This window comes from Mycobacterium sp. WUMAC-067 (assembly GCF_020217485.1).
Lineage (GTDB): Bacteria > Actinomycetota > Actinomycetes > Mycobacteriales > Mycobacteriaceae > Mycobacterium.
The window spans coordinates 154,659-178,270 of record NZ_JAEKMI010000008.1; the positions used below are offsets into that span (position 1 = coordinate 154,659).

Consider the following 23,612-nt stretch of genomic DNA (forward strand, 5'->3'; position numbering starts at 1 on the left):
TATAGGAGAGTCAGGCGTGGCACGCGATTATTACGGGCTGCTCGGCGTGAGCAGAAACGCCGGTGACGCGGAGATCAAGCGCGCGTACCGCAAGTTGGCGCGCGAACTGCATCCCGACGTCAACCCCGACGAGGCCGCGCAGGCGAAGTTCAAGGAGATCAGCGTCGCCTACGAGGTGCTGAGCGACCCCGAGAAGCGGCGCATCGTCGACCTGGGCGGCGACCCGCTGGAGAACGCGGCCGCGGCCGGTGGCGGTTTCGGCGGCGGATTCGGTGGCCTGGGCGATGTGTTCGAGGCCTTTTTCGGTGGCGGCTTCAGCGGCGGCGCGTCCTCGCGCGGCCCCATCGGGCGGGTGCGGCCGGGCTCGGATTCGCTGCTGCGGATGCGGCTCGATCTCGAGGAGTGCGCGACCGGCGTCACCAAGCAGGTCACCGTCGACACCGCGGTGTTGTGTGACCGCTGCCAGGGCAAGGGCACCAACGGCGACTCGGCGCCGGTGCCGTGCGACACCTGCGGCGGTCGCGGCGAGGTCCAGACCGTGCAGCGCTCCCTGCTGGGCCAGGTGATGACGTCGCGGCCGTGTCCGACCTGCCGCGGCGTCGGCGTCGTCATCCCCGACCCGTGCCACCAGTGCATGGGGGACGGCCGCGTGCGCGCCCGCCGGGAGATCAGCGTCAAGATTCCGGCCGGCGTCGGCGACGGCATGCGCGTGCGGCTGGCCGCCCAAGGCGAGGTGGGACCCGGTGGCGGGCCGGCCGGCGACCTGTACGTCGAGGTTCACGAACAGGGCCACGACGTCTTCGTCCGCGAGGGCGACGACCTGCACTGCACCGTGTCGGTGCCGATGGTCGACGCGGCGCTGGGCGCCACGGTCACCGTCGACGCCATCCTGGACGGCGTCAGCGAAATCACCATTCCGCCTGGCACGCAACCGGCTTCGGTCATCACGCTGCGCGGCCACGGGATGCCGCACCTGCGGACCGGTACCCGCGGCGATCTGCATGTCCACGTCGAGGTGGTGGTTCCCGCCCGCCTGGACAGCCGCGACACCGAACTGCTGCGCGAACTGAAGGCGCGCCGCAGCCGCGACGTCCCCGAGGTGCGCTCGACCCACGCCGGCGGCGGCTTGTTCAGCCGGCTCCGCGAGACGTTCACCGGACGCTAGCCACGCCGCGCCGATGGTCGCGACCCTGTTCTACGCCGACGATCTGCCCGAGACCGGCGCGCTGGCCGTCCTGGCCGGTGACGAGGGGTTTCATGCCGCCAGCGTGCGGCGGATCCGCCCGGGCGAGCGGCTGGTGCTCGGCGACGGCGCCGGGGGCCTGGCGCACTGCGAGGTGGAGCACGCCGGGCGTGACGGGCTGCGCGCGCGGGTGCTGGAACGCTGGAGCGTCGCACCCGGGAGCCCGCCGGTGACGGTGGTGCAGGCCCTGCCGAAATCGGAGCGTTCCGAGCTGGCCATCGAGCTGGCCACCGAGGCGGGCGCCGACGGGTTCCTGGCCTGGCAGGCGGCCCGCTGCGTGGCCAACTGGCACGGCGCCCGGGTCGAGAAGGGTTTGCGCCGCTGGCGCGCGGTCGCCCGTTCGGCGGCGCGGCAGTCCCGACGGGCGCACATCCCGTCGGTCGACGGCGTGCTGTCCACCGCGGCGCTGACGTCGCGGATCCGCGACGAGGTGGCCGGCGGCGCGACGGTGCTGGCCCTGCACGAATCGGCCACCGAGCGGCTCGCCGACCTCGACCTGGCGCGCGCGAGGACGGTGTTCCTGGTGGTCGGCCCCGAGGGCGGCATCGCCGATGACGAGATCGTGGCGTTGTCCGACGCGGGCGCGACGGCGGTGCGGCTGGGCCCGCAGGTGCTGCGGACGTCGACCGCCGCGGCCGTGGCGCTCGGCGCGCTCGGGGTGCTGACGCCGCGATGGGACGACCCCTCGAGCCTGTGACCGCCCACAAGGTGCTGGACAAGGGCCTTCCGGCGAACACCCCTGCCGCGGCGCTGCGCACTTGCGGCGTGCCGCACATTGGGGTCAGCGACGCCCCGGCGGTAGGATAAAAGCGCTAGAAAACGCCGGGATCGGCGAGCACTTCACACAAGGCAGGCATCGAAAACCACGTGACGCCCCGCGAGACCAGCGCTGCTGACGCAGCCGGAGCCCTCCAGGCCGACGCTCAAGTTCGCAGCAGCATCAACGTTCCGCCCGATACCGTCATGGGCCTGCTGGGTTCGGCAGACGAGAACCTGCGCTCCCTGGAACGCACCCTGGACGCCGATCTGCACGTGCGCGGCAACACCCTGACCATCTCCGGTGAGCCCGCCGACGTCGCGCTCGCCGAACGGGTGATCTCCGAACTGATCGCGATCGTCGCCGGCGGGCAGCAGTTGACCCCGGAGGTGATCCGGCACAGCGTCGCCATGCTGGCCGGCACCGACAACGAGTCACCGGCCGAGGTGCTGACGCTGGACATCCTGTCGCGGCGCGGGAAGACGATCCGGCCCAAGACGCTCAACCAGAAGCGCTACGTCGACGCCATCGACGCCAACACCATCGTCTTCGGCGTCGGCCCGGCCGGCACCGGCAAGACGTACCTGGCGATGGCCAAGGCGGTCAACGCTTTACAGACCAAACAGGTCAGCCGCATCATTCTGACCCGTCCGGCCGTGGAAGCCGGTGAGCGCCTTGGCTTCTTGCCGGGCACGCTCAGCGAGAAGATCGATCCGTATCTGCGGCCGTTGTACGACGCGCTCTACGACATGATGGACGCCGAGCTGATCCCCAAGCTGATGTCGGCGGGGGTCATCGAGGTGGCGCCGCTCGCGTACATGCGGGGCAGGAGCCTCAATTCCGCGTTCATCGTGTTGGACGAGGCGCAGAACACCACCGGCGAGCAGATGAAGATGTTCCTCACCCGCCTGGGTTTCGGATCCAAGATCGTCGTCACCGGCGACGTCACCCAGGTCGACCTTCCGGGCGGCGCCAAGTCGGGTCTGCGCGCGGCGATGGAGATCCTCGACAGCGTCGACGACATCCACGTCGCGGAGCTGACCAGCGTGGACGTGGTGCGCCACCGGCTGGTCTCGGAAATCGTCGACGCCTATGCCAAGTTCGAAGAACCCGACCTGACCATGAACCGGGCGGCGCGCCGGGCGTCGGGCTCGCGCGGTCGCCGATGATGATGCGGTGAGCGGGTTCCATGAGCATTGAGGTCTCCAACGAGTCGGGCATCGACGTCTCCGAAGCCGAGTTGATCAGCGTCGCGCGGTATGTCATCGCCAAGATGGACGTCAACCCGGCGGCCGAGCTGTCGATGGTGCTGTTGGACACCGCGGCGATGGCCGACCTGCACATGCGCTGGATGGACCTGCCCGGGCCCACCGACGTGATGAGCTTCCCGATGGACGAGCTCGAACCGGGCGGGCGCCCGGACGCCCCCGAGCCGGGGCCCTCGATGCTGGGCGACATCGTGCTGTGCCCGGAATTCGCGGCCAGTCAGGCCGCCGCGGCGGGGCACAGCCTGGGGCACGAGCTGGCGCTGCTGACCATCCACGGCGTGCTCCACCTGATCGGCTACGACCACGGCGAGCCGGATGAGGAAAAGGAGATGTTCGCGCTGCAGGACCGGTTGCTCGAAGAGTGGGTCGCCGACCAGGTCGAGGCCTACCGCCAGGACCGCCAGGAAGAGCGCGACCGCCGATTGCTGGACAAGTCAAGGTATTTCGACAATTGAGCCGACTCTGGATTCTGGTGGCGGCTGCCATCGCGTTCGCGCCGATCTCGATGGTCGTCGCCATCCCTGGCACGGTCGCGCAGGCGGCTCCCTGCGCCGGCGCGGGCTCCAACCCCGTGTCCTGCCAGCGCTGCATGTTCTACGTGAACGCCTATCACACGGCGAACGTGTGCAACGAGGACAAGCGCGGTGTCCAGGGCCCCCCGAGCAATGCGCCGACGCCGGTTCCGGAAGTGCCCATCCCGGCGTACGAGCCGCCCCCGGCCCCGCCGCCGGTGCAGCAACCGGTGGTCCTTCCGCCGCCCAACTCGGGTCAGAACACCGTCCCGGTGCTCGAGATCAATCCGCCGGGCCCCGATGCGCCACGCAACGCCCCGGTGGTCGCGCCGCCGAGAGGGCTCGAAGCGCCCTCGCTGGCGATCGCGGCGGCCAAGGCCGCGCCGGTGACCCGCGCTGACCCCGCCAACCCGCCGAAGCCGCCGACCGAGGTGGATTTCAACCAGCAGGTGCAGAACGTGGTGAGTTCCCACCGGCAGAACGTCGACGTCCTCAAGGTCGACGAGCACCGGTTCGTCCGGCCGCGCCACTGGGACTACCTCGACTACGACGACGCCTACCGCCGCCCGACCCTGTACAACCCGCTGAATCAGGCGATGACGTTCCGCTACTTCTACAACGGCGCCTACCAGCAGCTTTACCTCCCGCGCGGGGCGCGGATGGTGCTGGACGCCGCGACCGTCGGCGTCGTCCCCTTCACCGCGGTCGGCGACAGCTATGTCGCGTCGGGCAGCTTCTACGGCGGGGGCTCGATACCGCTCAACGGGTACAACGGGCCGCCGCCACCGGACTACAGGCCGCCGGCGCCCCCGAAGCTGTATGAGAACGTCGTCGTGTCCGTTCCCGCCAAAGGCGAGACCGTGGAGGTCGGCCACGTGGCGGTGGTGGGTCACGACGGTAGCCAACCCTCGGGCAGCCAGGACACGTTCCTGCTCGACGACTCCACCTTGGCCTGGGGACAGATCGACAACTCCAGCAGCGCCCCCGCGCAGATCCGGGTGATCAAAACCCAGCCGACGCCGGGCGTCGGCCTCACCGACGACGGCAGCTTCTTGGTGCTGCTCGCCGTTCACCACCAGGAACCCGGTCAACCCCACCAATCCGCGTGGACCATGGCGCTGCGCTTCGGTGGGTTCGCCGTGGTGGTGGGCCTGGTCGCCTGGCTGCTCAACCGCCGGCACCGCAGCGAGGACGACGCCGCTGAGTCCTCGTGATGCCCTAGGGGACTCAATGACCACATCGAGGTGTGACCGTTGACCGGCTGGTCCGAGCTGCTCGGCGCGGTCGCCTTGATCGCGCTGGGCGGGCTGTTCGCCGCGATCGATGCGGCCATCAGCACGGTGTCGCTGGCCCGCGTTCAGGAGATGGTGCGCGACGAGCGGCCCGGCGCGGTGGCGCTGTCCAAAGTGATGTCGGAACGTCCCCGCTACATCAACCTCGTTGTGCTGCTGCGGATCACGTGCGAGATCACCGCGACCGTGCTGCTGGTGGTGTTCCTTTACGACAACTTCGGGCTGACGTGGGGATTGTTCGGCGCCGCGGCGATCATGGTGGTGACCAGCTTCGTCGTCATGGGGGTGGGCCCACGCACCCTCGGCCGTCAAAACGCCTATTCCATCGCGTTGACGACGGTGCTTCCGCTGCAAGCGATCTCGTGGTTGTTGATGCCGATCAGCCGGCTGCTCGTGGTTTTGGGTAACGCGGTCACCCCGGGCCGGGGGTTGAGGAACGGGCCGTTCGCCTCCGAGATCGAGCTGCGCGAGGTCGTCGACCTGGCCCAGCAGCGTGGCGTGGTCGCGGCCGAGGAGCGCCGGATGATCCAGTCGGTCTTCGAGCTCGGCGACACCCCGGCCCGCGAGGTGATGGTCCCGCGCACCGAGATGATCTGGATCGAAAGCGACAAGTTCGCCAGCCAGGCGATCAACCTGGCGGTGCGCAGCGGGCATTCACGCATCCCGGTCATCGGCGAGAACGTCGACGACGTCGTCGGGGTCGTGTACTTGAAAGACCTTGTCCAGCAGACCTTTTTGTCGGGTGGCGGCGGGCGGACCACGCCGGTGGCGCAGGTGATGCGGCCGGCTGTCTTCGTGCCGGACTCCAAGCCCTTGGACGCCCTCCTGCGCGAAATGCAGCGCGACCGTAACCACATGGCCCTGCTCGTCGACGAGTACGGCGCGATCGCCGGGCTGGTCAGCATCGAAGACGTGCTCGAAGAAATCGTCGGTGAGATCGCCGACGAGTACGACCAGGCGGAGACGGCGCCGATAGAAGACCTGGGCGACAAACACTTTCGGGTGTCGGCGCGACTGCCGATCGAAGACCTCGGCGAGCTCTACGGCGTCGAGTTCGACGACGACCTCGACGTCGACACCGTGGGCGGCCTGCTCGCCCTGGAATTGGGCCGGGTGCCGCTGCCGGGCGCCGAGGTGACTTCGCACGGTTTGCGGCTGCACGCCGAGGGCGGCACCGATCACCGGGGGCGGGTACGCATCGGCACCGTCCTGCTCAGCCCCGTCGAATCCGACGGCTCACCCAATAGCTCACCCGACGGCTCACCCAACGGCTCACCCAATGGCGAGGAATCCCCGCAGCATGACTGAATTCCGTTCCGGCTTCGTATGTTTGGTCGGCCGTCCCAACACCGGGAAATCGACACTGACGAACGCGCTCGTCGGGACCAAGGTCGCGATCACCTCGAAGCGGCCACAGACCACCCGGCACACCATCCGCGGGATCGTGCACCGCGACGACTTCCAGATCATCCTGGTCGACACTCCGGGTCTGCACCGCCCCCGCACCCTGCTGGGCAAGCGGCTCAACGACTTGGTGCGCGACACCTACGCCGAGGTCGACGTGATCGGGCTGTGCATCCCGGCCGACGAGGCGATCGGCCCCGGGGATCGGTGGATCGTCGAGCAGATCCGCGCGACCGCACCCAAGGCCACACTGGTCGCCATCGTCACCAAGATCGACAAGGCGCCCAAAGACCGGGTCGCCGCGCAGTTGGTCGCGGTCAGCGAGCTGGTCGGCGGCTCGGCCGAGATCGTGCCGGTGTCGGCGGTGGTCGGGACGCAGGTGGACGTCTTGACCGACGTGCTAGCCGCGGCGCTGCCGCCCGGGCCTGCCTACTACCCCGACGGGGAACTGACCGACGAACCCGAAGAGGTCTTGATGGCCGAGCTCATCCGGGAGGCAGCCCTGGAGGGAGTTCGCGACGAGCTGCCGCATTCGTTGGCGGTGGTCATCGACGAGGTCAACCCGCGGGAGGACCGCGACGACCTGATCGACGTGCACGCGCTGCTCTACGTCGAACGCGACAGCCAGAAGGGCATCATCATCGGCAAGGGCGGCGCCCGGCTGCGTGACGTCGGCACCGCCGCGCGCGCCCAGATCGAGAAGCTGCTGGGCACCAAGGTGTACCTCGACCTGCGCGTCAAGGTCGCCAAAAACTGGCAGAGCGACCCCAAACAGCTTGGCCGCCTGGGCTTTTAGCCGCCGCGCCGCCCGGCGAGCACTCGGATGGTCTTCAGCGACGGGTCCGCCGCGTCGGGCAGATTCATGCCGGCACTGACGCCCGAGCACAGATAATCCAGCACAGCATCATTGAGGCGTTCACCCGGCACGACGGCGGGAATACCCGGGGGATAGGGCGTGATCTGCTCGGCGGCGATGCGGCCGGCGGCGCGGTCCGCGGGCACCGCCTCCACCGGCCCGAAGAACGCGTCGCGCGGCAATTCGACGGACTCCAATTGCATCTCCTCGGGCGACGGCAGCGCGATGCAGGGCGGCGGCTCGAACTCGTCGGCGGCGGTGCGCCATGCGCGCAGCGCGTCGGTGAGACGCCCCAGGGTCTCCTTGTCGTCGGCCATCGACAGCGTGGCCAGGATGCGGCGGTGGTCGCTCATGCCGACATCGACGTGCGCGTGCGCCCGCAGCCAGTCGGCGGCCTGATAACCCGAGGTGCCCGTTGCCGACACATCGATCAGCACCTGCATCCGGTCCAGGTCGTGGGACGCCTGCGCGCCGAGCAATTCATCGTCGAGCACGGCCACATCGGGGATGAGTTCGATCTCCTCCCGCACGCGTCGCGTCAAATCGAGTGCGGCACCGAGCAATTCGTGGCCATGCTGCACCATCTGCCGGCGCCACCCGTCCATGGCCGCGTACAGCAGGACGCTGGGGCTGGTGGTCATCAACTGATCCGCGCAGGCCGACAGGCGATCCCGATCGATCAGGTCACCCTGCAGGTGAAACACCGACCCCTGCTCGAAGCCGGCGCCCATCTTGTGCACGCTGACCACACAGACGTCCGCGCCGGCGTCCATCGCCCAGGTCGGCAGGTCCTCATGGAACGGCAGGTGCGCGCCCCACGCCTCGTCGACGATCAACGGCTTGCCGCGCCGGTGACATACCTCGGCGATCCGGGCGATGTCGGCGCACGTGCCGTACGGGCTGGGGCTGACGACGAGCGCACCGGCGGCGTCGGGGTGCTTGTCCCAGGCCTCTTCGACCTGCTCCGGGGAGGGCGGATGAGAAAAGTGGTGCGCGGCGTCCCAGCGTGGGGTGATCCAGCGCGGCTGCACGCCGGAAAAGATCAGCCCCGCCACGATCGACTTGTGGCTGTCCCGGCTGACCAGCAGGCTGCCCTCGCCGCCGGCGACCGCCAACATCGCCGCCCGCACCGACAGTGAACTGCCGCAGGTGGAGAACCAGGCGGTGTCGGCGCCCACGGCCTCGGCCATCAGGTCTTCGGCGTTCTTCAGGTATTTGTTGCTGGTTCGGCGGTCATCCAGGCCGCCGCTCGCCAGCACGTCGTCGAGGAAGGGCTCGCGGCCCAGGACTGCCAGGACCCGATCGTCGGTGCCGCGGCCCTGCCGGTGGCCCGGCGGCGTAAACCCGTATCGGTTCTTTTCGCGATACTCGGCCAGCGCATCGAGCAGTGGGGCGTCGGATTGGTCCATGCCGAACGTGTACCCGCCTTGTCGGCCGGAAATTCACCGCGCGACCTGGGAAGACGACGGGGCGCGGGGCGCTGTTTCAGCCGCTGGGCGCCGGTGCCTCCGGGGTGGCCGCGCTCTGGTTCCACCAGGGTTGGGGCTGCTGGCTCGCCCATCCGCACAGGGCTTCCAGCTCGGCGGCCAGCGAAATCAACATGCCCTCGCTGTTGGCCGGGCCCATCAGCTGCACGCCGATGGGCAAGCCCTCGGAGGTGAAGCCCGCCGGAACGTTGATGGACGGCCACCCCAGGACGTTCCACGGGAACGTCAGCGGGCAGGCCGCGATCATGGCCCGGTCGGTGCCGAAGCCGCTCAACCGGTCGAAGGCCCGCGCCAGCGGCGGGGGCTGGGCGGTGGTCGGCGCCAACACCACGTCGACGATGTCGAAGATCGAACCGACCCGGCGCTGGTCGGCTTCCTCGTGGCGGCGGGCGCTGCGCAGAATCGCCTGCCCCAGCGCTGCGCCCATGCGCAGGTTGGACAGGGTGCGAGGGTCCAGCACGACGCCGTCGCCCAGGCGCTCCTCCCAATCCCGCAGCCCCGCGGTGGACCGGGCGAGAAAGTCCCACGACAGCCTCATGCCGTAGTCCGGGTTGCCGGGCACCACGGTGTGGCCCAGCAGTTCGAGCTGGTTACCCACGGCGCGCGTCGCCGCCAGGATCTCCGGGTGCAGCTTGGGACGGAAGCCGGTGTAGGGGAATCGGGTTGACAGCGCGATGTTCAGCGGGCCGGGCGCCTTCCCCACATAGTCGGAGGCGGTGATCGCGGGGGGTTTGTGCCGATCGCCCTCGACGTTGCCGGACGCGGCGTCGAGCACCAACGCCGCGTCGGCCACCGTGCGGGCCAGCACGCCGTTGACCGTGATGCCGTTGAACGCCTCCGGGAGCGGCCAGGTCGAGATCCGCCCGCGCTGCGGTTTGATGCCCACCAGGTGCGTCCACGCCGCGGGGATGCGGATACTGCCGGCGCCGTCGGACCCGATGGCGGCCGTGACCAGACCCGCGGCCACCGCCGCGGCGCTGCCGCCCGACGATCCGCCGGGGGTGTGCCGCCGCGACCAGGGGTTGCGGGTATGCCCGAAACCGGGCCCGCTGGTAAACGGCCACTGGCCGAGTTCGCAGGTGTTCGTCTTGCCCACGATCACCGCGCCGGCGGCCTTGAGGCGGCGCACCACCTCGGCGTCGTGCGTCGCCGGCGCGACCCGCCCCTCGGTGCCGAACGCGGTGGGCTCGCCCGCAATGTCGACGTCGTCCTTGACGGCGATCGGAATGCCCAGCAGCGGGGCGGTGTCCCCGGCCGCGCGGCGCCGGTCGGCCTCGGCCGCGTCGGCCAGTGCCGACTCGGTCAGCACCACCCGGAAGGCGTTCAGCGTGGGCTGGCTGGCGTGGATGGCGTGCAGCGAACGACCCACCAGCGTGGTGGACGTCACCGAGCGGCTGGCCAGCTGATAGAGCAAATCGGTCAGCGTGGGCAGGCGCCGGCGGCCGGATCCGGGACCCGAGCCGGAAAGGGCCCCAAAACCCGACCCAGAAGCGCCAATCACGGGGTACGAGACTAACGGCGCGGATACCCGCAATGTCGCGGCGGGGTGCAAAACTATTGGGATGCGGCTATACCGAGACCGAGCTGTTGTGCTGCGCCAGCACAAGCTCGGCGAAGCCGACCGGATCGTCACCCTGCTAACCCGTGATCACGGGCTGGTCCGCGCGGTGGCCAAGGGCGTGCGTCGCACCCGCAGCAAATTTGGTGCGCGGCTGGAGCCGTTCGCGCACATCGACGCGCAGTTACATCCCGGCCGCAACCTCGACATCGTCACCCAGGTCGTCTCGATCGACGCGTTCGCCACCGACATCGTCAGCGACTACGGCCGCTACACCTGCGGGTGCGCCATGCTGGAAACCGCCGAACGCCTCGCCGGTGAGGAGCGGGCGCCCGCCCCCGCCCTGCACGGGCTCACGGTGAGCGCCCTGCGGGCGGTGGCCGACGGCCGCCGGTCCCGGGACCTCCTGCTGGATGCCTACCTGCTGCGGGCGATGGGCATCGCCGGATGGGCGCCGGCGCTGAGCGAGTGCGCCCGCTGCGCCACGCCCGGTCCCCATCGCGCGTTCCATGTCGGTGCCGGTGGCAGCGTCTGCCCGCACTGCCGCCCGGCCGGTTCGACGACGCCGCCGCCGGGGGTGCTGGATTTGATGACGGCGCTGCACGACGGCGATTGGGACTTCGCCGAAAAGACGCCGCAGTCGCACCGCAACTACGTCAGCGGTCTGGTGGCGGCGCACCTGCAATGGCATTTGGAGCGGAAGCTCAAGACGTTGCCGCTCGTAGAACGGACGTATCACGTGGACCGCACCATCGCCGATCAGCGCGCGACGCTGATCGGGCAGGATATGGACTGTGGCTAACGGGACGGTTGATGGGGACCGGGTGGGGCGCAAGTGACGAACCGCGGTTTCCCGCAGCTGCCCCCCGCGCCCGACGACTATCCGGTCTTCCCCGACAAGTCGACCTGGCCCGTCGTGTTCCCGGAGCTGCCGCCGTCGGCCGACGGTGGCCCGTGCCGGCCGCCGCAGCACATCTCCAGGGCGGCCGCGCCCAGGATCGAGGCCGAGCGGTTGCCCAACCATGTGGCCATCGTCATGGACGGCAACGGCCGTTGGGCCACCCAGCAGGGGCTGAGCCGCACCGACGGCCACCGCGCCGGGGAGGCGGTGGTCATCGACATCGTCTGTGGGGCAATCGAAATCGGGATCAAATGGCTCAGCCTCTACGCCTTCTCGACCGAGAACTGGAAGCGTTCACCCGAAGAGGTTCGCTTCCTGATGGGCTTCAACCGTGACGTGGTGCGCATGCGCCGGGTGAACCTGAATACGATAGGGGTCAAGATCCGCTGGGTCGGTTCGCGGCCCCGCCTGTGGCGCAGCGTGATCAACGAGCTGGCGATCGCGGAGGACCTGACGAAGGACAACGACGTCATCACCGTCAACTACTGTGTGAACTACGGCGGTCGCGCCGAAATAGCCGATGCCACAAAGGAAATCGCACGCCTGGCTGCGGCCGGCCGGCTGAACCCGGAGCGCATCACCGAGTCGACGGTGGCAAATCACCTGCAGCGGCCCGACATTCCCGACGTGGACCTGTTCTTGCGGACCTCGGGTGAGCATCGGTCCAGCAATTTCATGCTGTGGCAGGCCGCATACGCCGAGTACGTCTTTCAGGACAAGCTGTGGCCTGACTACGACCGGCGCGACTTGTGGGCCGCCTGCGAGGAATACGCCTCGCGCGATCGCCGGTTCGGGAGCGCATAGTGCCATCACTGCAGGAGCGTCTGGCGTCGATCCTCGGCGATGTCGTTGCGCTGCAGGAGGAGACCGATGGCGCGCTGACGGTCCACCATGACGGCACCATCGCGTCGTTGCGGGTGGTGAACATCGCCGAGGACCTCGACCTGGTCTCGCTCACCCAGATATTGGCGTGGGACCTGCCGCTGACCAAGAAGATCAGCGACCAGGTGGCCAAGCAGGCGCGCGACAGCAACTTCGGCAGCGTCACCCTGATCGAGAAGGTCAATGACAAAGCCGTGCAGCGCAATTCGGGCAAGGGCGCGGCTAAAAGCGCCGACGTGATGCTGCGCTACAACTTTCCCGGCGCCGGCCTGACCGACGACGCCTTGCGGACCTTGATCCTGTTGGTGCTCGACACCGGCGCCCAGATACGCCGCACACTGACAGGCTGAATCGGGTCAGGGCCGGCAGTCTGAACAGGTGCCGAAGATTTCGATGGTGTGACTGACGTCGGAGAAGCCATGCTTGGCGGCCACGGCCGTCGCCCACTCCTCGACCTCGTGATCGCCCACCTCGATCGTGGATCCGCAACTGCGGCAGACCAAGTGGTGGTGATGGTGCTCCGAACACCTGCGATAGACCGACTCGCCGGTGTCGGTGCGCAGCGTGTCGATCATGCCCGCCGCGGCCATCGACTGCAGCGTCCGGTAGACGGTGGTCAGCCCGATGTTCTCGCCGCGCCGGCGCAGCTCGTCGTGCAGATCCTGCGCGGAGCGGAATTCGTCGAGTGTCTCCAACAGTGTGGAAATCGCCGCACGCTGACGGGTCGAGCGGACGCTCGCCCCTGACGTCACGGGGTGTCCTCGCTCGCGTGCGCGACGGCGTCCACCACGATGTGGGCGAGGTGATGATCGGCGAGCCGGTACAGCACTTCGCGCCCGGAGCGCTCGCCGGCAACCACGCCCGCCGCCTTCAGGATCTTCAGATGCTGACTGACCAGCGGCTGCGGCACGCCGAGCGCGTCCACCAGTTCGTGCACGCAGCGATGGGATTCCCGCAACTGCAACACGATGGCGATGCGCACCGGCGCCGCCAGCGCCCGCAACAACTCGCCCGCGGCATCGAGGATCTCCCGCGGCGGCGGGACCGGGTAATCGACCAGTCCGGAGTGCCCACCGGCGCCGAGTCCGCCGTGGTCATGGGCGACCGCGTCCAGGTCCGTTCCCATGCCGCCGTCGGTGGCCGCCGGCATCGACGCAGAACGTGAGGGGGACATCATGGGAGCGGCATCACCTCGAGAAGTGCCAGGTAGTGGGAAAGTCTCCGCCGTATCGGCTGCCTCCACTGTCACATGCATGATGACGCATGTCAAAGACCGCGGCGCCGATCGCTACCATGACTGATGCTCTGCGCACGGCGCTCGACCGCCAGGCGCGCCCACCCAACCCCGGAAAGGGAGTGCACCACCCCGTGGCGTCCGTCATCGACACCGTAGTGAACCTGGCCAAGCGGCGCGGCTTCGTCTTCCCCTCGGGGGAGATCTACGGCGGAACCCGGTCGGCGTGGGACTACGGCCCGTTGGGTGTGGAGTTCAAAGAGAACATCAAGCGCCAGTGGTGGCGCGCGGTGGTCAGCGGACGCGACGACGTCGTCGGCCTGGACTCATCGATCATCTTGCCGCGGCAAGTGTGGGTGGCCTCGGGCCACGTCGAGGTCTTCCACGACCCGCTGGTGGAGTCGTTGATCACCCACAAGCGTTACCGCGCCGACCATCTCATCGAGGCTTACGAGGCCAAGCACGGCCACCCGCCGCCCAACGGACTGGCCGACATCCGCGACCCAGACACCGGCGAGCCCGGGCAGTGGACCGAGCCCCGCGAATTCAACATGATGCTCAAGACCTACCTGGGACCCATCGAGACCGAGGAGGGCTTGCACTATCTGCGTCCGGAGACCGCGCAGGGCATCTTCGTCAACTTCGCCAACGTGGTGACGACCGCCCGCAAGAAGCCGCCGTTCGGTATCGGCCAGATCGGCAAGAGCTTTCGCAACGAGATCACCCCGGGCAACTTCATTTTCCGGACGCGCGAGTTCGAGCAAATGGAAATGGAGTTCTTCGTCGAGCCCTCGACCGCGAAGGAATGGCATCAGTATTGGATCGACACCCGGCTGCAATGGTATGTCGAGTTGGGTATCGATCCGGAGAACCTGCGGTTGTTTGAACACCCGGCCGACAAACTGTCGCACTACTCCGATCGCACCGTCGACATCGAGTACAAATTCGGCTTCGCCGGTAACCCGTGGGGTGAACTGGAGGGCGTCGCCAACCGTACCGATTTCGATTTGTCGACTCATTCAAAGCATTCCGGCGTCGACCTGTCGTTCTACGACCAAGCGACCGACGCGCGCTACATCCCGTATGTCATCGAACCGGCGGCCGGTTTGACGCGGTCGTTCATGGCCTTCCTGATCGACGCCTACGTCGAGGACGAGGCCCCGAACGCCAAGGGCAAGATGGAAAAGCGCACCGTCCTGCGGCTGGACCCGCGGCTGGCCCCGGTCAAGGCGGCGGTGCTGCCGCTGTCCCGCCATGCCGATCTGAGCCCCAAGGCCCGTGACCTGGCCGCCGAACTGCGCCAGTTTTGGAATATCGATTTCGACGACGCCGGTGCGATCGGGAGGCGCTATCGCCGCCAGGACGAGATCGGCACGCCGTTCTGTGTGACGGTGGATTTCGACTCGCTCGAGGACAACGCGGTGACGGTGCGCCGGCGCGACGACATGTCCCAGGAGCGAGTCGCGATGAACACCGTCGCCGATTACCTCGCGGCGCGCCTCAAAGGCTGCTAGTCACTGCCGTCGCCGGGCCGCATTTGCGAATTAAGGTTTGCTTAAAAGTCCGGCCGTCGGCGGTGGCGGTGCCTTAGGATCTGCCGTGGGGCATAAGTAGATAGCCAGTTGAGCCGCGGGCGGATGTCGGGCCGTCTGACGCAGGAGCCGTTGACTCGGTCGGTTGGGGTGTGGATGATTCCCGCGTTCTTGTTCTTCCCTCCGGAAATCAACTCGGCCTTGATAGTCGGCGGCCCCGGTTCCGGTCCTCTGTTCGAGGCGGCTTCCGCGTGGGACGGATTGGCGGCGGAGCTGTCGTCCTCGGCGTCCTCGTTCAACACCGTGGTGACGGACCTGGCGGCGGGCCCCTGGACGGGTCCGTCGTCGGCATCGATGACGGCCGCCGCGGCGCCCTACGTGCAATGGCTGCTGATCGCCGCGGCGGAGGCGGAGGTGGCCGCGATCCGAGCCCGGCTGGCGGCGCTGGCGTTCGAGGGGGCGGTGGTCGCGACGGTGCCGTTGCCGGCGGTGCTGGCGAATCGTGCCCGGTTGCTGATCCTGATCGCGACCAACTTCTTCGGCCAGAACACGGCGGCGATCGCGCAGACCGAGCTTGAGTACGTCGAGATGTGGGCGCAGGACGTGGCCGCGATGGTGGGCTATCACGCGGGGGCCCAAACGCTGGTGGAGACGCTGCCGGCGTTCACCCCGCCGCCCGCGGGTCTCGGCGGCGGCGCGGCATCCGCGGGCCTGGCGGGCCTGGCCGACCTGGTGACGGCGCCCCTGACTTTAGCGTCACAGTTCTTCCAGGGCTTGTCCTCACTGGGGACCGCGTTCGCATCTCAGCTGCAGTCGGTGTTCATGGCGCTCTCGCCGGCCGTCTCGTCGCTGACGTCGTTGATGACCTCCGCGCCGGTGGCGACCCTGACGACGGTGGCCCAGGCCGGAATGTACCCGGCAAGCGCGCTGATGCCACCCATGGTGGCGCTGGCCCAAAGCACCGCTCCGGCGACCGTCGCGCCGGCGGCGGCACCGGCCCCGGTTTTGCTCAGTGCCACCAACGTGGCCGGCGAGGCCCCGCACAGCGCGCATAGCGTGCTGTCCGATCTGCAACCGTTGGCCGGCGGAGGACTGGGCGCCCTCGGCGTCGCGTCGGCGGGCCTGGGGACCGCGCGGTTCGTCGGGGCGATGTCGGTGCCCGCGGCGTGGCAAGGGTCGATGCCGGCTTACGTGCCCGCGCCGGCGATGTCCGGCGTGGCCGGCGGAGCGCCGGCGACGGCGGCGACGGCGGGGGCGGCCGGCCCGGGCAGCGGCCCGCCGATGACGGCCATGCCGGTGGGTGAGAAAAACCCCAAGGGCGAGGACCGCGGCACCAAGGCCGAGGTGGTGCGGTCCCGGCCCAAAGTGGTGCCGCGGACCCGATAGTGACCGATGCCGCTGTTGCGGATGTGCATGGTGTGCACGGCGGTGAGAAACGGAAATCGATTAAGTTGGCCTGGACGCAGTCAGTCGCCGTATCGCATTGCGCGAATTCATCTAATACGTCCCGTAAAAACAGCAACGGCGCGCCCGCCCGCATGCGTTGCCCAAGGCGCAAGCGAGCGGCGCAACGCGTCGGACCCCGTCGAGCACTCGTGGCCGACCGCTCGATCCCGATCACCCTCGCCCGCCCTAAGGAGCTGTGCGACAAGGGGTTTGCGGGGAACAGGTTGCCCGGAGCCGGGTGAGTTCCCGACAGTTCCCGGCGCGCGTGGCCCACACGGCGGCGGTCCTGACCGGCCAGGCGATGGGTCGGCGTTGGTCCGACACCGGCTCAAATTAATGGAAAATTGGCAATTCCCGCATATCTTCTTCAGTTTGTCTTACGATGTGACCGGTTGGTGTAAATAACTTCGCCACAGCGCCCGAACGCTTTGACCGGCTGTGGAAGGGGGCAGGGGTGCTTTTGCCTCTCGGTTCGCCGTTACCTGACGACACGGTGGCGGCAGTACGCGGTGAGTCCGGCGTGCTCGGTGGCTTATCGGTGCCGCTCAAGTGGGGGGTCGTCGTTCCACCGGACGATTACGACCACTGGGCGCCGAAGTCCGACGCGAGCGCCGAGACCGCGGAGGAGACACTCGACGCGCCCCGCCCGACAGCGGTCGCCGACGGCGTCTGGGGCGGGTGGGAAGGCGAAGCCGCGCCGCGGCCCGTCGGCGTCGTACCGCATTCCCCGGCAGCCGGCTGAACGCCGGTACGTAGCGAACCGAACTCGCCGCGGTAGCAGCGCGGCGACTCAGAATCGGCCGCCGCCACCCATGAAGCCGCCGTCGGAAGAACCCGGGGCGCCACCGAACGACGTCGGGCTCCAGCCGCCGAATCCGCCCAGCATGCCGCCGCTGAGCAGGTCGCCGATGATGATGCCGCCGAGCATCGCGCCCATGTCACTGCCGCCGCGACGGGTGTAGGCGCGCTGCATCGTCTGCACATCGTCGTTGGCCAGCGACTGGGCATGAGAGGCCAGCGTCGACGCCGCATTGGCGTGCGCGATCGCTTCGCTCGGGTTCGTCGCGCCCATGTCCTGCGCGACCTGCAGGTGGCGTTTGGCTTCGGCCAGCCGGGTGCGGGCGTCGGGGCCGATGCTGCCGCGGCGCGTGTCGATGTAGTCGGACACCGCGCGCACCCGTGTTTGCGCGGTGAACAACGCCTGCTCCAGCGATCGGTTGAGTCGCTCGGCGGTGGCCTGCTCTTCAGCCAGGGTGCCCAGCAGCTCGTGGAGCGCGGTGTCGGCCTTGGTCAGCTGTCCGAAGGCGCCCAGCGGATCGTCGGAACCGCCGGCGCGGGCGCTCTCGACGGCCCGGGTGGCCGCGTCGCGGGCCGCCACCAGATCGCCGGTGTGCGCGGATTTTTTCTGCAGCAGTTCGTTCGCGCGCGCGATGTCGTTCTTGATGTCGTCCATGGCCGATGGCAGCCGGTCGATCGCGTGCTGAATGTCGTTGGCCGCGTTGTCCACCGCGTCGAGCAGCGCTCGCGCCTGCCCGAGGGCCGACTCGGCGGCCCGGACGGCGTCGACCAGACCGGCTTGCCCACCGGTGACGGCGCGGGCGGCAAGCTCACGGGCGTTGCCGATGTTGCGGTCGGCGAACGTCAGCCGCTCCTTGGCCGTCGTGACATTGCCGGACACCGAAGTCAGTGCGGCGGGGCTGAAGTCGTGGTGCAGCGCCGCCAGCCGTTGCTCCGACGGCGCGAGGCGGCTGGTGAGTTCCACGTACTGCTGCGTCAGCGCGTCCAACCGTGACGCGGCGTTGATCACCAGATCGCGCAGCTGCTCGAACGCCTCGGTTTGTGACTCCAGCTCGCGGTCGGCCCGCGCCGCCGACACGATCACCTGGGTGAGCAGTTCGCGCCGCTGCGCCGGCGTCTCCGGTGTGCTGTCATCGAGTTGCTGGCGCACCGTGAACGCTTGGGACAGAGCCGCTTTGGCATTGGTCACCGCGCGGGTGAACGGCTCGGTTCGCTCCTCGCCGAATTCGCCGACCGCCAGGTCCAGTTCGTTGGCGCTGGTGCGAAGCGCGTTGTCGACGTCCACCACCAGCGTGCGGGACAGGTCGTCGAGCGTCTCCAGCGGCAGCGCGGCCAGCGCGTCGACGTCGGTGGGGTCGACCCGGCGTGCGGCCGCCAACGCCGCGGCCCGCCGGCGTTTGCCGCGATAGCGCATCACCAGCAGCAGGCCCGCCAGCGCGATGAGAATGGCCGCCAGTGTGGCCAGCAGGATCACCCGCCCCGACGAACCGGGCGACGCGTCGAGTCCGTTGGCCGCCGCGACGGCGGCGCCGCTCCAGTCGCCGCTGTGCAAGGCGGGTTCGATCTTGTTGCGCCGCAAGTTGTCAACCTGATTGGCGTTGACGCTCTTGATGGTGGACGGCACCAGGAATGCGTAGGCGCGGCTGGTGGTCGCGACGGCCAGCAGCGCGTCGTAGCCGCCCAGGTCGCTGGCGCGCACGGTGCGTTGCGCCCATCCCGTCGGCGTCTGCTCGGAGAAGTCGCCGACGTAGACCACCCACAGCCGGATGTGGCGGTCGGTGTACAGCTTGTTGACGGCGGCGGTGACCGTGCTGCGCCCGGAATCCGATAAGACTCCCGCGTTGTCGGTGATGTAGTCGGCCAACCGGAATGGCGGTTGCGCGCCGGCGGGCGGTGCCTGCAGCAGCCCGCCGCTGAGGCCGACCGTGAAGAGCGTCGCGAGCATGGCGAGCAGGCGAGCGGTGCGCATACGGCCAATCTAGCCCCGCGACGATGCAGGCCCGTAGGCCTGCTGAGGAGTGGGGCAATGCAGCACAGCCCCGCGACGATGCAGGCCCGTCGCGCCAGCCTTGGGCGCGCATTCCCTGGCAGACTGTGCGTCGGTGACCAGGAATCAGCGCGACCCCTACGACGACTTCGACCGTCAGCGACGGGTAACCGAAGCGGCCAAGACTGCGGGTCTGCCGGGCACGGAAGGCCAGCACCGCACCGACTTCGCCCGCGACCGCGCCCGGGTCCTGCACAGCGCCGCCCTGCGCCGGCTGGCCGACAAGACCCAGGTCGTCGGGCCGCGGGAAGGGGACACGCCGCGCACCCGGCTGACGCACTCCCTCGAGGTCGCCCAGATCGGGCGGGGAATGGCCGTCGGGCTGGGCTGCGATCTCGACCTGGTCGACCTGGCGGGCCTGGCCCACGACATCGGCCACCCGCCCTACGGGCACAACGGCGAGCGTGCGCTCGACGAGGTCGCTGCGAGCTACGGCGGCTTCGAGGGCAACGCCCAGAATTTCCGAATCCTGACCAGCCTCGAGCCCAAAGTGCTTGACGCACAAGGTAACAGCGCGGGGCTGAACCTGACTCGCGCGTCGCTGGACGCGGTCACCAAATACCCGTGGCCCCGCGGCGAAGGGGCGGGAAGCGCGGCCCGCAAGTTCGGGTTCTACGACGCCGACCGCGAGCCGGCGGCCTGGATGCGGTCGGGCGCACCGGAGGGCCGGATGTGCCTGGAGGCGCAGGTGATGGACTGGGCCGACGACGTGGCCTACTCGGTGCACGACGTGGAGGACGGCGTCGTCTCCCAACGCATCGACCTGCGGGTGCTCGCCGACGATGACGAGGCCGCGGCGCTGGCCAAACTGGGTGAGACCGAGTTTTCCCGGGTGCGCGCCGACGATTTCATGGCGGCCGCGCGACGGCTGTCGGCGCTGCCGGTGGTCGCCGCCGTGGGCAAGTACGACGCCACGCTCGCGGCGTCGGTCGCACTCAAGCGGCTGACCAGTGAGCTGGTCGGGAGGTTCGCCTCGGCCGCCATCGCCACCACTCGCGCGGCGGCCGGACCCGGACCGCTGGTGCGCTACCGGGCCGAGCTGCAGGTTCCCGATCTGGTGCGGGCCGAGGTCGCGCTGCTGAAAATCCTGGCGCTGCAGTTCATCATGTCCGATCCGCGGCATCAGGAAACCCAGGCCGGGCAGCGTGAGCGCATCCACCGGGTGGCGCAGTGGCTGTACGCGGGAGCACCCCGAACCCTCGACCCGGTCTTTGCTGCGGCCTTCAACACCGCGGCCGACGACGCCGCCCGGTGGCGGGTCATCGTCGATCAAATCGCCTCCTACACCGAGGGCCGGCTGGAACGGATCGACGCCCGCCAGGCCGGTCCGTAGTGGATCGTCGCCCGCCACTCGTCCGGTCCGGGAACCGGCGCGGCCGCCGCGAGTTAGGCTGCCCGATATGAAGAAATTCAGCGGCTCTCCCTTGATGGCCTCCCTCGTGATGGGCCTTCCCGTCGTCGCCATGACTGCCTGCAGTTCACCGCAGCACGAGAGCAGCCAGCCGGGCACCACCCCGCCGGTGAAGTCCGCCGCCCCGACCTCCTCCGGGGAGACGACGACGCCGGCACCCGCCGGCGGCTCGCTCAGCGCGGAGTTGAAGACGCCCGACGGCCGGACCGCGGCCACCGCGACCTTCGACTTCACCGGCAACTATGTGACCGTCACCGTGAAGACGGTGGCGACCGGCATCCTGACCCCCGGCCTGCACGGCCTGCACGTCCACGAGATCGGCAAGTGCGAGCCGAACTCGGTGGCCCCCACCGGCGGCGCGCCGGGCAACTTCTTGTCCGCCGGCGGCCACTACCAGGCCCCCGGCCACACCGGTAAGCCCGAGAGCGGCGATCTGGCGACGCTCGAGGTGCGCCAGGACGGCGCGGCCTACCTGGTCACCACCACCGACTCGTTCACCCGCGACGACCTGCTGGCCGGTACCAAGACCGCGCTGATGCTGCACGGCGCCCAGGACACCGAGAACGCGATGGATCGCGTCGCGTGCGGTGTCATCGGAACCGGCTAGCCTTCCCCGCCGCGCCCTTAGACTGAGCCGATGTCAAGCCCGGCAGGTTCATGGAGCGAGGGCGACGGGCGCGCCCGGGGCCGCGGCCGGATTCCCGATCGCGACATCGCCGCCATCCGCGAACGGGTACGCATCGACGAAGTGGTCGGCGATTACGTGCAATTGCGGCGCGCGGGCGCGGATTCGCTCAAGGGGCTGTGCCCGTTTCATGACGAGAAGTCGCCGTCGTTTCATGTCCGCCCCAACCACGGCCACTTTCACTGCTTCGGCTGTGGCGAGGGCGGCGACGTGTACGCGTTCATCCAGAAGATCGAGCACGTCAGCTTCGTCGAGGCGGTCGAGATGCTCGCCGACCGGGTCGGTCACACCATCACCTACTCCGGCCCGGCGACCAGCGTGCAGCGCGACCGCGGAAGTCGCAGCCGCCTCGTCGCGGCCAACGCCGCCGCGGCCGAGTTCTACGCGGCGGCGCTGGAATCCGACGAGGCGGCGCCGGCGCGCCAGTACCTGACCGAGCGCAACTTCGATGCCGAGGCCGCCCGTCACTTCGGTTGCGGGTTCGCGCCGTCCGGCTGGGACTCATTGACAAAGCACTTGGTGCGAAAGGGTTTCGAGTTCAAGGAGCTGGAAGCGGCCGGCCTGTCGCGGCAGGGGCGCCGCGGGCCGATGGACCGCTTCCATCGCCGCCTGCTGTGGCCCATCCGTTCCTCGTCGGGCGAGGTGATCGGTTTCGGTGCCCGGCGGTTGTTCGACGACGACCCGATGGAAGCCAAGTACATCAACACCCCCGAGACGCTGCTGTACAAGAAGTCGAACGTGATGTTCGGCATCGACTTGGCCAAACGCGACATCGCCAAGGGCCACCAGGCCGTCGTCGTCGAGGGCTACACCGACGTGATGGCGATGCATCTGGCCGGGGTCACCACCGCCGTGGCGTCGTGCGGCACCGCTTTCGGCGACGAGCACCTGGGGATGCTGCGCCGACTGATGATGGACGACAGCTTCTTTCGCGGCGAGCTGATCTACGTGTTCGACGGCGACGCGGCCGGGCGGGCCGCCGCCCTCAAGGCCTTCGGCGGCGAGCAGAACCTGGCGGGACAGTCGTTTGTGGCCGTCGCGCCGGACGGCATGGACCCCTGCGACTTGCGGCTGAAGTCCGGCGACGGCGCCCTGCGCGACCTGGTGGCCCGGCGAACGCCGTTGTTCGAGTTCGCGATCCGGTCGGCGCTCGCCGAGATGGACCTCGACAGCGCCGAGGGCCGGGTGGCCGCGCTACGCCGCTGCGTGCCCATGGTCGGCCAGATCAAGGACCCGACGCTGCGCGACGAGTACGCCCGCCAGCTCGCCGGGTGGGTCGGCTGGGACGACGTCGCGCAGGTCATCGACCGGGTGCGCGGCCAATCCAAGAACTCCAAAACCGCGGCCCGCGGCGCGGCCGGACCCAAGATGTCGCGGCGCGCGGAGCAGCCTCCCGCCGCGGCCCAGCCCGCCGCCCGTCGCCCCGACCCCCGCGACCCCACCCTGTGGCCTCAGCGGGAGGCGCTCAAGTCGGCGTTGCAGTACCCGGCGCTGGCCGGCCCGGTGTTCGACACGCTGACCGTCGAGAGCTTCACCCACCCCGGGTACGCCGCGATCCGCGCGGCCATCGAGACCGCCGGCGGCACGTCGGGCGGGATCACCGGGGCGCAGTGGCTCGAGGCGGTGCGCGACCGGGCCTCGTCTCCGTTGACGGCGGCCCTGATCAGCGAGCTGGGTGTCGAGGCCATCCAGGTCGACGAGGAGAAAATGCCGCGCTACATCGCCGGCGTGCTGGCCCGGCTGCAAGAGGTGTGGATGGGCCGCCAGATCGCCGAGGTGAAGTCGAAGTTGCAGCGCATGTCGCCGATCGAACAGGGCGACGAGTATCACGCGTTGTTCGGCGACCTGGTGGCGATGGAGGCCTACCGGCGCAGCCTGCTCGAGCAGGCTAGCGGCGACGAGTAGAGGACTCGAGCTCCTCGTCGGGCAGCGGCTCGACGTCGCGTTCCATGATGGCGGTTCGGTCGTCGATCTCCGCCAGCGTGACAAAGCCGGCGTCGGGGGAGATCCGATTCGCGATCTTGCGGCGTCCCCCTTCGATCATCGACTTGGCCACCGGGCTGCTGGTCAGCGCCTGATAGGTGCCGACGATCTGCTCGTATCGCCGACGACCGGCTTTCGAGCCCAGCACGTAACCCAGTCCCAGCACCACGACATACCGGATCAAAGCGTTCCTCCCGACTATCGATGGCTCCATCCTGCCTCACCGGGCGGGGTGCGCGCGCGGTCGACTGGGCCAAGTCGGTGGCGACCCGCTACGCCCGGCTGCGATCGACCGGGGCTCGATGGTGGCGACCCG

General features: G+C 69.1%; 22 protein-coding genes. 16 read left to right on the forward strand and 6 right to left on the reverse strand.

Going from position 1 to position 23,612, the window contains the following annotated elements:
* Nucleotides 1-16 precede the first annotated feature (16 nt).
* The 7 genes from dnaJ (at nucleotide 17) to era (ending at nucleotide 7,272) form a co-directional block, all read left to right on the forward strand.
* Nucleotides 17-1,165, forward strand: a complete 1,149-nt coding sequence (gene dnaJ / locus JF781_RS08290; RefSeq protein WP_225326914.1) for a molecular chaperone DnaJ — start codon at nucleotides 17-19, stop codon at nucleotides 1,163-1,165.
* A gap of 13 nt (nucleotides 1,166-1,178) precedes the next feature.
* On the forward strand, nucleotides 1,179-1,940 hold the full coding sequence (locus tag JF781_RS08295) for a 16S rRNA (uracil(1498)-N(3))-methyltransferase (RefSeq protein ID WP_225326913.1): 762 nt from the start codon (nucleotides 1,179-1,181) through the stop codon (nucleotides 1,938-1,940).
* 170 nt (nucleotides 1,941-2,110) lie between these two features.
* The gene (locus JF781_RS08300) at nucleotides 2,111-3,169 is read left to right on the forward strand and encodes a PhoH family protein (protein ID WP_225326912.1); all 1,059 of its coding nucleotides are present in this window, start codon (nucleotides 2,111-2,113) and stop codon (nucleotides 3,167-3,169) included.
* A gap of 20 nt (nucleotides 3,170-3,189) precedes the next feature.
* The gene (gene ybeY, locus JF781_RS08305) at nucleotides 3,190-3,723 is read left to right on the forward strand and encodes an rRNA maturation RNase YbeY (RefSeq protein WP_225326911.1); all 534 of its coding nucleotides are present in this window, start codon (nucleotides 3,190-3,192) and stop codon (nucleotides 3,721-3,723) included.
* Between the two features lie 50 nt (nucleotides 3,724-3,773).
* A complete protein-coding gene (locus tag JF781_RS08310) occupies nucleotides 3,774-4,994 on the forward strand; it encodes a hypothetical protein (protein WP_255641426.1) in 1,221 nt (406 codons plus the stop codon).
* 39 nt (nucleotides 4,995-5,033) lie between these two features.
* The gene (locus tag JF781_RS08315) at nucleotides 5,034-6,380 is read left to right on the forward strand and encodes a hemolysin family protein (RefSeq protein ID WP_225326910.1); all 1,347 of its coding nucleotides are present in this window, start codon (nucleotides 5,034-5,036) and stop codon (nucleotides 6,378-6,380) included.
* Nucleotides 6,373-7,272: a GTPase Era gene (gene era, locus JF781_RS08320; RefSeq protein ID WP_225326909.1), complete on the forward strand. Its 900-nt coding sequence runs from the start codon at nucleotides 6,373-6,375 to the stop codon at nucleotides 7,270-7,272. The genes JF781_RS08315 and era overlap by 8 nt, the downstream gene beginning before the upstream one ends.
* Here era and JF781_RS08325 read toward each other — a convergent pair.
* Entirely contained in the window at nucleotides 7,269-8,741 is a 1,473-nt protein-coding gene (locus JF781_RS08325) for an aminotransferase class I/II-fold pyridoxal phosphate-dependent enzyme (protein WP_225326908.1), read from the reverse strand. The two genes, era and JF781_RS08325, sit on opposite strands and share 4 nt — an antisense overlap.
* A 76-nt stretch (nucleotides 8,742-8,817) precedes the next feature.
* Nucleotides 8,818-10,320 (reverse strand): amidase, encoded by a 1,503-nt coding sequence (locus JF781_RS08330; protein WP_225326907.1) that lies wholly within the window; start codon nucleotides 10,318-10,320, stop codon nucleotides 8,818-8,820.
* 61 nt (nucleotides 10,321-10,381) lie between these two features.
* On the opposite strand from JF781_RS08330, the gene recO reads away from it, so the two are divergent.
* From recO to JF781_RS08345, 3 genes are read left to right on the forward strand one after another with little or no spacing between them, the layout of a single operon-like run.
* Complete coding sequence (recO, locus tag JF781_RS08335; protein WP_225326906.1) at nucleotides 10,382-11,179, forward strand: DNA repair protein RecO; 798 nt, start codon at nucleotides 10,382-10,384, stop codon at nucleotides 11,177-11,179.
* 33 nt (nucleotides 11,180-11,212) lie between these two features.
* Nucleotides 11,213-12,082 (forward strand): decaprenyl diphosphate synthase, encoded by an 870-nt coding sequence (locus tag JF781_RS08340; protein WP_225326905.1) that lies wholly within the window; start codon nucleotides 11,213-11,215, stop codon nucleotides 12,080-12,082.
* Nucleotides 12,082-12,510: a hypothetical protein gene (locus tag JF781_RS08345; protein WP_225326904.1), complete on the forward strand. Its 429-nt coding sequence runs from the start codon at nucleotides 12,082-12,084 to the stop codon at nucleotides 12,508-12,510. The genes JF781_RS08340 and JF781_RS08345 overlap by 1 nt, the downstream gene beginning before the upstream one ends.
* A 6-nt stretch (nucleotides 12,511-12,516) precedes the next feature.
* Here JF781_RS08345 and JF781_RS08350 read toward each other — a convergent pair whose 3' ends face one another.
* The gene (locus tag JF781_RS08350; protein ID WP_225326903.1) at nucleotides 12,517-12,912 is read right to left on the reverse strand and encodes a Fur family transcriptional regulator; all 396 of its coding nucleotides are present in this window, start codon (nucleotides 12,910-12,912) and stop codon (nucleotides 12,517-12,519) included.
* A complete protein-coding gene (locus tag JF781_RS08355) occupies nucleotides 12,909-13,286 on the reverse strand; it encodes an ArsR/SmtB family transcription factor (protein WP_374109679.1) in 378 nt (125 codons plus the stop codon). Before JF781_RS08355 ends, JF781_RS08350 begins: the two co-directional genes overlap by 4 nt.
* Before the next feature lie 230 nt (nucleotides 13,287-13,516).
* Between JF781_RS08355 and JF781_RS08360 the strand changes: the two genes are divergently transcribed.
* The 3 genes from JF781_RS08360 to JF781_RS28705 all read left to right on the forward strand — a co-directional run bounded on the left by JF781_RS08360 (nucleotide 13,517) and on the right by JF781_RS28705 (nucleotide 17,114).
* The gene (locus tag JF781_RS08360) at nucleotides 13,517-14,908 is read left to right on the forward strand and encodes a glycine--tRNA ligase (protein ID WP_225327036.1); all 1,392 of its coding nucleotides are present in this window, start codon (nucleotides 13,517-13,519) and stop codon (nucleotides 14,906-14,908) included.
* A gap of 174 nt (nucleotides 14,909-15,082) precedes the next feature.
* Nucleotides 15,083-16,312: a PPE family protein gene (locus JF781_RS08365; RefSeq protein ID WP_225341155.1), complete on the forward strand. Its 1,230-nt coding sequence runs from the start codon at nucleotides 15,083-15,085 to the stop codon at nucleotides 16,310-16,312.
* Nucleotides 16,313-16,826: 514 nt separating this feature from the next.
* On the forward strand, nucleotides 16,827-17,114 hold the full coding sequence (locus tag JF781_RS28705) for a hypothetical protein (RefSeq protein ID WP_374109678.1): 288 nt from the start codon (nucleotides 16,827-16,829) through the stop codon (nucleotides 17,112-17,114).
* 48 nt (nucleotides 17,115-17,162) lie between these two features.
* Here the strand turns inward: JF781_RS28705 and JF781_RS08375 are convergent, their stop codons facing one another.
* Entirely contained in the window at nucleotides 17,163-19,139 is a 1,977-nt protein-coding gene (locus tag JF781_RS08375) for a TPM domain-containing protein (protein ID WP_225329743.1), read from the reverse strand.
* A gap of 133 nt (nucleotides 19,140-19,272) precedes the next feature.
* Between JF781_RS08375 and JF781_RS08380 the strand changes: the two genes are divergently transcribed.
* From JF781_RS08380 to dnaG, 3 genes are all read left to right on the forward strand, one after another.
* On the forward strand, nucleotides 19,273-20,550 hold the full coding sequence (locus JF781_RS08380; RefSeq protein ID WP_225329744.1) for a deoxyguanosinetriphosphate triphosphohydrolase: 1,278 nt from the start codon (nucleotides 19,273-19,275) through the stop codon (nucleotides 20,548-20,550).
* A gap of 67 nt (nucleotides 20,551-20,617) precedes the next feature.
* Complete coding sequence (locus JF781_RS08385) at nucleotides 20,618-21,235, forward strand: superoxide dismutase family protein (protein ID WP_225329745.1); 618 nt, start codon at nucleotides 20,618-20,620, stop codon at nucleotides 21,233-21,235.
* 30 nt (nucleotides 21,236-21,265) lie between these two features.
* Nucleotides 21,266-23,218 (forward strand): DNA primase, encoded by a 1,953-nt coding sequence (dnaG, locus tag JF781_RS08390; protein WP_225329746.1) that lies wholly within the window; start codon nucleotides 21,266-21,268, stop codon nucleotides 23,216-23,218.
* On the opposite strand, the gene JF781_RS08395 is transcribed toward dnaG, so the two are convergent.
* A complete protein-coding gene (locus JF781_RS08395) occupies nucleotides 23,202-23,480 on the reverse strand; it encodes a hypothetical protein (protein ID WP_225329747.1) in 279 nt (92 codons plus the stop codon). The genes dnaG and JF781_RS08395 overlap by 17 nt on opposite strands.
* Nucleotides 23,481-23,612 lie beyond the last annotated feature (132 nt).